The sequence below is a fragment of the Sporomusa sp. genome, assembly GCF_035561155.1.
GTDB lineage: Bacteria > Bacillota > Negativicutes > Sporomusales > Sporomusaceae > Sporomusa.
Window position 1 is genome coordinate 1 of the sequence record NZ_DATMYD010000039.1, and the last position, 7,955, is coordinate 7,955.

A 7,955-nucleotide genomic window follows, 5' to 3' on the forward strand; every position below is an offset into this window, starting at 1 on the left:
AAGCGAGATTGCTTCACAGGTCGAAGCAATCTCGCTTTTTATCCTGATAGAAAGTATAACTTTCTCCTGGATAAGGGCAACATCGGCTTGCGCTTTCGCCAAAGGCTCGGCGCAAGCCGTGTTTTCTTATGTTCTATACTATCGATTTAAAAATGCCTTAGTCCTGGGCTGCGACGGTGAACCAAAAACAGCTTCCGGCGTCCCCTGTTCGACAATCTCACCATTGTCCATGAAGATAACGCGGTTGGCTACTTCTCTGGCGAATGCCATCTCATGGGTAACAACAATCATGGTCATATGCTCTTCAGCCAGCTTGCGCATAGCCTTTAAAACTTCACCTGTCAGTTCGGGGTCAAGCGCTGACGTAGGCTCGTCAAACAGCATAATGTCGGGATTCATAGCCAACGCCCTCGCGATAGCCACCCGCTGTTTCTGTCCCCCTGACAGCCGTGAGGGATAAACATCCCGTTTTTCGGCCAATCCTACCTTACGCAATAGTTCTTCGGCCTGAGGTACAATTTCTTCACGATTGACGCCTTTGACAGTAAGGGGAGCTTCAATAATGTTCTCCAGCACAGTGAGGTGGGGAAACAGATTAAACTGTTGAAATACCATCCCCATCCTGCGGCAAATCTGCCTTGCCTCGGCTTCGTCGGCGTAGCGGATTTTCCCGTCAGAGCCACCTGAAACCAACACATCGCCTTCAATCTCAATTCTCCCCTGGTCGACCGTTTCCAGCCGGTTAAGACAGCGTAGAAAAGTACTTTTGCCTGAGCCGGAGGGGCCGATGATGGCAATAACCTCACCTTTGTTTACAGTAAGCGAGATGCCTTTTAACACTTCGAGCTGATTAAACTTTTTGTGAATGTCGACTGCGTTAATCATGTTCATGGGCTATACTCCTACTCGTCATATACAGCGTACTTTTGCTCAAGCTTTTGGAACATCCAGGTGAGCGCCAGCGTCATAATCAGGTAAAACACAGCAGCCACAATAAACGGCGTGGTGTTAAAATCCCGCTGCACAATGGCCCTGGTTGTCCTTAGCAAATCATTCATGGCCAATACATAAATAAGTGAAGTATCTTTGACCAGTGTGATCGTCTCGTTACTCACCGGCGGCAGCACTCTTTTCATCACCTGCGGCAAAACAATCCGGCGCATAGTCTGCGTATATGTCATCCCTAATACTTTGGCGCCTTCGTATTGACCACGGTCAATGGACTGGATACCGGCGCGGAATATTTCAGCAAAATACGCAGCATAGTTTAGTACAAACGCCAGTAACGCAGCCGGAAAATCAGGCAGCCGGATACCGATATAGGGCACAAACGGCAAGCCAAAATAGATAAATAACAGCTGCAGCATGAGGGGCGTCCCTCTAAACAGCCAGATGTACACCCCTACCGCGCCGCTCAGAGCCTTGAACCGGGAAATACGGGCCAAAGCCAGAAGCAGACCGAGCGGCAGTGAGAGGACAATCGTAGAAAAAAACATTTGCAGAGTCACGACTGTGCCTTCCAGCAGGGGCGGCAAAATCCCTATTACGTAGTCCATTTACTTTCTTCCTTACTTTACAATATCTTCGCCAAACCACTGCTTGGAAATTTTTGCTGAAGTACCGTCTTTCTTCATGTCATCCAAGGCTTTCTGCAGTTTTCCCAAGAGTTCTTTGTCATCTTTACGCATGCCGACGCCATATTCCTCTGAACCGAAGTTGTCAGACAGGATGATATATTCGCCTGGCTTCTTGGCTATGTAATAGCGGCCAACTATTTCGTCCACAACGACAGCGTCAAGTCGTCCGGTCTTTAGATCCATCAGCGCAGCCACGTTGTCGCCAAATTTCTTAAGTTCTTTAAAAGATTTCATGGTAGCCGCATCTTTTTCAATGGCTTCAATACTGCTGCTGCCTTCCTGCGCACCGACCACCTTACCAGCAAGATCAGCCTTTGTCTTAACAGGCGAATTGGCAGCGACTACAATAATTTGGCGGTTTTCCATATAGGCTTTGGTAAACAGAATATTTTCTTTGCGCTTTTCAGTGATTGTCAGGCCGTTCCACAGCACATCCACCCGCTTACCGCTCAGTTCGGCTTCTTTGCTGCTCCAGTCAATCGGCTTAAATTCGACTTCCATACCTAGCCGTTTAGCGGCTTCTTTAGCCATATCCACGTCAAACCCTACAATATTGTTTTTATCATCACGAAAACCCATGGGCGGGAAGTTGTCATCAAGGCCGACCACGATTTTTTTCTTTTCGGCTCCCCCGCACCCTGCTACCAACATACCTGCGAGCAGTAACACTAACATGGCTGCTATTAATTTTTTCATTCTATATTCCTCCACTCTCCCTAAACTGTATCTCTATTCTACTTTAACGCGTTAAAGTTTGGAAGTAATAAAAAGTGCCGTTTTTGCAAACGGCTTAGGGTTTTGTATTGTAATTCTTGCATTTACGGCCTAATTCTCAGTATTTTGTTCTTTTAGCAAAGACAAAAACCAAGTATCAATCATATTGATGTCATTGTTCACATGCCTTACCTATATTTTTCTTATGATTTACTAAACCAATCAAAGTGAAATACCCCCGGTTTATCAAGCCGCTCATAGGTATGTGCGCCAAAATAATCGCGTTGCGCTTGCAGCAGGTTGGCTGGCAACAGGGCGGTGCGATAGCTGTCATAATAGTCGAGCGAAGCGCTGAAGGCTGGTGTTGGTATCCCCAGTTCCTTGCCGGTTTTGACGGCTAACCGCCAGTTGGCCTGGGCTGCCGAAAGTGCCTGACGAAAAAAAGGTGCCACCATGAGATTCGGTAGGTCGCGGTTATCCCGGAAAGACTCTTCGATCTTCGCCAGGAACCGCGCGCGGATAATGCAGCCGCCCCGCCATAGTAACGCAATATCGCCATAGTTCAAGTTCCAATGATAGGCTTTGCTCGCAGCAGCCAAAAGGTCAAAGCCCTGAGCATAAGAGCATATTTTTGAGGCATAAAGAGCATCGTGAATGGCTTTAATTAACTCGCCTTTACTGCCGGCATAGCGTCTATCAGGCCCAGGCAATATGCCCGCGGCCGCTAGGCGCTCTTTTTTATAGGCTGACATATACCGGGCAAAGACGGCTTGCGTAATTGTGGGTGCGGGCACGCCAAGATCAAGGGCGCTCTGGATTGTCCATTTTCCTGTCCCCTTCTGCCCGGCCTGATCTACAATCATATCAACGATTGGCTTGCCTGTTTCAGTGTCTTTACGGGCGAAGATATCGGCCGTGATTTCAATGAGAAACGATTCGAGCACACCTTGATTCCAGCCGGTAAATACTTGCTGCAGGTCATCAGCCGACAGCCCTAACGCCTCCCGCATGAGGTGGTACGCCTCGCTGATCAGTTGCATATCGCCGTATTCAATGCCGTTATGCACCATTTTTACATAGTGCCCGGAGCCGTCAGGGCCAACATACTGGCAGCACACTCCACCCGGCACTTTGGCAGCAATGCTAATCAAAATGGGCTCTATTTGCTTATAATCACGTTCCTCTCCGCCAGGCATAAGACTGGGGCCTTTGAGCGCCCCTTCCTCGCCGCCTGAGACACCCATACCGATAAAATGAAAACCCTTTTCCGTACACTCCCGGCAGCGGCGGCGCGTATCCTCAAAGTAGGAATTTCCGCCATCTATAATAATATCGCCTGGTTCAAGGTGGGGCAGCAGCTCCTGCAACATATCGTCTACCGGCTGGCCGGCTTTAACCATCAGCATAATTTTGCGGGGCTTAGTAAGCATGGCAGTAAATTCAGCAACAGAAGCTGCCCCGCCCACAGGCAAGCCACTGCCATGCTTGTTAACAAACTCGAATACTCTATCAACAGTCCGGTTATAGACGGCTATCGCAAAGCCCTTGCCAGCGATATTGCGGGCCAGGTTCTCCCCCATAACCGCAAGTCCTATTAACCCAATGTCATAATTATTGCTTGTCATACTTCCTCCTGCTATATCGAATATACTTTATCCGATGACCAAGCCGCTCTAAGACACCCATCTTTCCTGTGCCCTTTAGGGTATACAAGTGGGAGTTATACCCAAAGGGCACAGGCGAGCGGCTAAGTCCCTGGATAAGGTCGACTAAACTTCAGATGGGGTTAAAACCCCACCTGAAGCTAAGTCTCACTTTATTATGTGTTTATCAGGCGGTTTTAGCCGCCGCCATCCGGCCATACTAGTCGTAGCATAGTTTTGTTTTCACTGTATTTTCGGAAGGGCTGAGGATAGATGGAACCAGGCTTAACTAATCCGCTTAACCAAGGACTAGGACTCAGGCGTTCGGCTGATCCTTGCACGATAGTGATATTTGGCGCATCAGGTGATTTGACCAAACGCAAGCTCATACCGGCGCTCTACAGTCTGGCCAGAAAAAATCTGCTGGCATCCGGGTTTTCGATTGTCGGTGCAGCTCGGACTCCGATGCGCCATGATGAATTCCGGGAAACCATGTGTAAAGCCAACAAACGGTTTACCGATGCCGGACTGGTACATGACATCATGTGGCAGAATTTTGCCGAAGGTCTTTTTTATAATACGACTGATACAAAATCAAAAGAAAGCTATGAGCAGCTGCGTCAGTTGCTTGACGAAATTGACAAAAAGCGCGGAACGCTGGGCAACCGCCTATTTTTTATTGCTACCCCGCCCAACATGTTTACCGGCGTGATTCAGCGGTTACATGAGCTTGGCCTTAATAAATCCCCGGACGGCGGCTGGACGCGCATTGTCATCGAAAAACCGTTTGGTCTTGACCTTGCCAGCGCTAAACAGCTTAACCGTGAGGTCCTCAAGGTTTTCGCCGAAAACCAGGTTTACCGCATTGACCACTACCTGGGCAAAGAAACCGTCCAAAACATCATGGTATTCCGGTTTGCCAACGGTATTTTTGAACCGCTCTGGAACAGGCACTATATTGATCATGTGCAGATTACTGCCGCCGAAAGTATCGGTGTCGAAAGCCGCGGCGAATATTATGAGCAGTCAGGTGCTTTTAGAGACATGATTCAAAACCATGTTATGCAGCTTTTAGCGTTAGTGGCTATGGAGCCGCCGGTATCACTCGACACCGACGCTGTGCGTAATGAAAAAATCAAGGTGTTACAGGCCATACGCCCGTTTAGCCCTGCTGATGTTGACCGCTATGCTGTTCGTGGTCAGTACAGCCCAGGCGGTACCGCTCTCACGCAGCTAAAAGGCTATCGCCAGGAACTAAATATTAACCCTCATTCCACTACCGAGACGTACGCCGCACTCAAACTATTTATTGACAACTGGCGGTGGGCTAACGTACCTTTTTACCTTCGGTCAGGAAAACGGCTGGATAAACGGGTGACCGAAATCGCGATCCAGTTCAAAAAAGCCCCCCACCGCCTATTTAAAGACAATGCCGGCGGCCCTTTAGAGTCAAATATCCTGGTGCTGCAAATTCAGCCTGACGAGGGCATCTCACTAAGCTTTAACTCCAAAATCCCTGGACAGTTTATCAATATTCGTCCTGTCAACATGGCTTTTCGCTATGCCGAGTCCTTTTCGCAAAAATCACCAGAGGCCTATGCCCGCCTGCTTTTAGACGCTATGCTGGGCGACTCGTCCCTGTATGCCAGAGGCGATATGGTAGAAAAAACGTGGGAACTCCTGACACCAGTCCTAGAGGCCTGGCAACAGTTCACCCAGGAGATACCGCAGTATGAACCAGGCAGTTGGGGGCCGCGCGAGGCTGATGAATTGCTGGAACGTGACCAGCGGCGCTGGCGTCAACCCTAGTTAGCGATCAGGAGGTGAACCATGTGAGCGACCCTGTTTACACTACAGCAGCCATGGAACCAGCGCGTATTGAGCGAGAACTCCGGGGGTTGTGGACTAAGCTGGCCGAAGAAAAAAATACAGACATCCCATTAATTACGAAACATGCGGTCAATCTAATCGCCGTAGTCGCTGACAGCAAAGGGGCCGAGGCAGTAAGCACGGCAGCAGCCGTTTTGTCCAAGCGCCACCCCGGCCGGTTTATTACGATTGTCTTGAATCCGGATAAAGACGCCCTCCGCAACCGGGAAGCCGGCAGTTCACAGTGCATTTTATCACTAGCGTGTTCGGCGGAAACCTGTTATGAGCACATTGTCATCCCCAATCTGCCAGGACAAGCCAGCGGCCTGCCGCAAGTCGCCAAAACGCTGCTGCACCATGAACTTCCTATTATTCTCTGGTGGCGCTACCTTTTCCACACCGGGGAGCCCTTGTTTCAGGAGTTTTCAGCCATAGCCGATCAGGTGATCCTTGACTCTGTTACTATAAAAAATCCACAAAGCGGCTTTACTAGAATCTTAGAACTGCTCCAAGGCCGGAAAAACCAAGGAGTAAGAGATATCAACTGGACACGGCTAACCCCCTGGCGAGTAGCGCTGGCTGGATTTTATGATATTACCGCTTACCGTCCTTTTCTTGACAATATTAATCATATTGAGATCGAATACAGTCATCAACTATCCCGGCATCACCTAATAAATAACAGCCAAGTACTGCTGATATTCGGCTGGCTGGCCAGTCGCCTGGGCTGGTGTCTGCACTCCGGCATTATCGAAGAACAGCCTGAGATATTATACCGGGTAGATGCGGTAAGCGCCAACGGCCACCCTATCATTTGCCACTTCCGGATTTTTGCGGCAGCCAGTCATCGAGATGCCGGCATCAAACAAATCCGTCTGACAGCCGAGGGCAGTCCTTATGCGCAGTTTGGGATAACACTTTGCGAAGACACCCAGCATCTACAGACCCGTATCAACCTTCCGGAAAACTCACCTCCGGAAAAAATCACCTGTCTGGATGTAGGCAGTGAGATTGACCTAGTGGCAAACGAGATGACTGCCGGAGCGCAAGATGGCATCTATCAGCAAACTCTTGAATACTTGGGAGGGAATACAATTCTTTGGAGATCTGGGGAAGGCAGAGACACAGGGTCATAGTTCTTGGCACCCCGCAGGCTGTCTGTCAAAAAGCAGCCGATCTGTTTGCAGAGTCGGCCATTCAAGCCATAGCAGCTCACGGCCGCTTTACAACAGCCCTATCTGGCGGTTCCACGCCCAAAGCATTATATAAGTTGCTGGCAGTTGACAAATACAGACAGATTATTTCCTGGGAAAAGGTGTTTATTTTCTGGGGTGATGAGCGCTGCGTACCGCCCGGCCATACTGACAGCAACTACCGGATGACGCAAGACACCCTGCTGAGCAAAGTGCCTATTCCTAAGACCAACATTTTTAAGATGTATCCAGGCGGCGAACAACCTACAGCTGCCGCGGCCGCCTATGAACAAACGTTAGTGCAATTCTTTGGTCTGGGCCCAGGCGAAAAACCCCGCTTTGATCTAATATTGCTCGGACTCGGCCACGATGGCCATACAGCCTCACTTTTTCCAGGCTCGTCTGCTGTTGACGAAAAAAACCTACTGGTATCAGCCTGCTATGTCAGCACGTTGGCCAGTTACCGGCTGACACTAACCCTTCCGGTACTTAACGCCGCCACCCGGACAGTTTTCTTAGTAACCGGCGACAGCAAAGCCCAGGTGTTATATGACCTTGTCACCGGCCGGAATCATCCCCAGGAAATCCCGGCTCAGCTTGTCCAGCCTGCCGGCGATCTACTGGTACTGGCAGACAACGCGGCCGCCAGATACTTGCTGAATTAATTTCATCACATAAAGAAAACACGGCTTGCGCCGAGCCTTTGGCGACGGTGGAAGTCGATGTTGCCCTTATCCAGACGGAAAGTTATACTTTCTAACAGGGAGTCTGCTTAAAAAATGAATAAAAATGAGCTATTTTCGTTCATATGGCAGAGAAAATCGGCATAAAGTCTTTGTTTCAAACAAATGGTGGCATATTGCTCGTCCCAAAACCTACATTGTAGCTCTTAACGGTTC

At 49.4% G+C, this 7,955-nt stretch carries 7 protein-coding genes; 3 read left to right on the top strand and 4 right to left on the bottom strand.

The annotated features are described in order from the left end of the window. Positions 1-138 precede the first annotated feature (138 nt). The 4 genes from VN447_RS05455 to gndA all read right to left on the bottom strand — a co-directional run bounded on the left by VN447_RS05455 (position 139) and on the right by gndA (position 3,976). Positions 139-891: an amino acid ABC transporter ATP-binding protein gene (locus tag VN447_RS05455; protein ID WP_325523624.1), complete on the bottom strand. Its 753-nt coding sequence runs from the start codon at positions 889-891 to the stop codon at positions 139-141. 11 nt (positions 892-902) lie between these two features. Beyond that, positions 903-1,556: an amino acid ABC transporter permease gene (locus tag VN447_RS05460; protein ID WP_325523626.1), complete on the bottom strand. Its 654-nt coding sequence runs from the start codon at positions 1,554-1,556 to the stop codon at positions 903-905. 12 nt (positions 1,557-1,568) lie between these two features. Next, positions 1,569-2,333 carry an amino acid ABC transporter substrate-binding protein gene (locus VN447_RS05465; RefSeq protein WP_325523628.1) on the bottom strand — a complete coding sequence of 255 codons (765 nt, stop codon included), beginning with the start codon at positions 2,331-2,333 and terminating at the stop codon, positions 1,569-1,571. 221 nt (positions 2,334-2,554) lie between these two features. After that, positions 2,555-3,976, bottom strand: coding sequence for an NADP-dependent phosphogluconate dehydrogenase (gene gndA / locus VN447_RS05470; RefSeq protein ID WP_325523630.1), 1,422 nt, complete (start codon positions 3,974-3,976; stop codon positions 2,555-2,557). Positions 3,977-4,267: 291 nt separating this feature from the next. On the opposite strand from gndA, the gene zwf reads away from it, so the two are divergent. From zwf to pgl, 3 genes are read left to right on the top strand one after another with little or no spacing between them, the layout of a single operon-like run. Beyond that, positions 4,268-5,803, top strand: coding sequence for a glucose-6-phosphate dehydrogenase (gene zwf, locus VN447_RS05475; RefSeq protein ID WP_325523632.1), 1,536 nt, complete (start codon positions 4,268-4,270; stop codon positions 5,801-5,803). Positions 5,804-5,826: 23 nt separating this feature from the next. Continuing rightward, a complete protein-coding gene (locus VN447_RS05480) occupies positions 5,827-6,999 on the top strand; it encodes a glucose-6-phosphate dehydrogenase assembly protein OpcA (RefSeq protein ID WP_325523634.1) in 1,173 nt (390 codons plus the stop codon). Next, positions 6,963-7,721 carry a 6-phosphogluconolactonase gene (gene pgl / locus VN447_RS05485; RefSeq protein ID WP_325523636.1) on the top strand — a complete coding sequence of 253 codons (759 nt, stop codon included), beginning with the start codon at positions 6,963-6,965 and terminating at the stop codon, positions 7,719-7,721. The genes VN447_RS05480 and pgl overlap by 37 nt, the downstream gene beginning before the upstream one ends. The last annotated feature ends 234 nt before the right edge of the window (positions 7,722-7,955 follow it).

Bases quoted from the DNA above. Each gene is read 5' to 3' on its own strand.
- VN447_RS05460 (WP_325523626.1), bottom strand. From the start codon at position 1,556: ATGGACTACGTAATAGGGATTTTGCCGCCCCTGCTGGAAGGCACAGTC.
- VN447_RS05465 (WP_325523628.1), bottom strand. From the start codon at position 2,333: ATGAAAAAATTAATAGCAGCCATGTTAGTGTTACTGCTCGCAGGTATG.
- gndA (WP_325523630.1), bottom strand. From the start codon at position 3,976: ATGACAAGCAATAATTATGACATTGGGTTAATAGGACTTGCGGTTATG.
- VN447_RS05455 (WP_325523624.1), bottom strand. From the start codon at position 891: ATGAACATGATTAACGCAGTCGACATTCACAAAAAGTTTAATCAGCTC.
- zwf (WP_325523632.1), top strand. From the start codon at position 4,268: ATGGAACCAGGCTTAACTAATCCGCTTAACCAAGGACTAGGACTCAGG.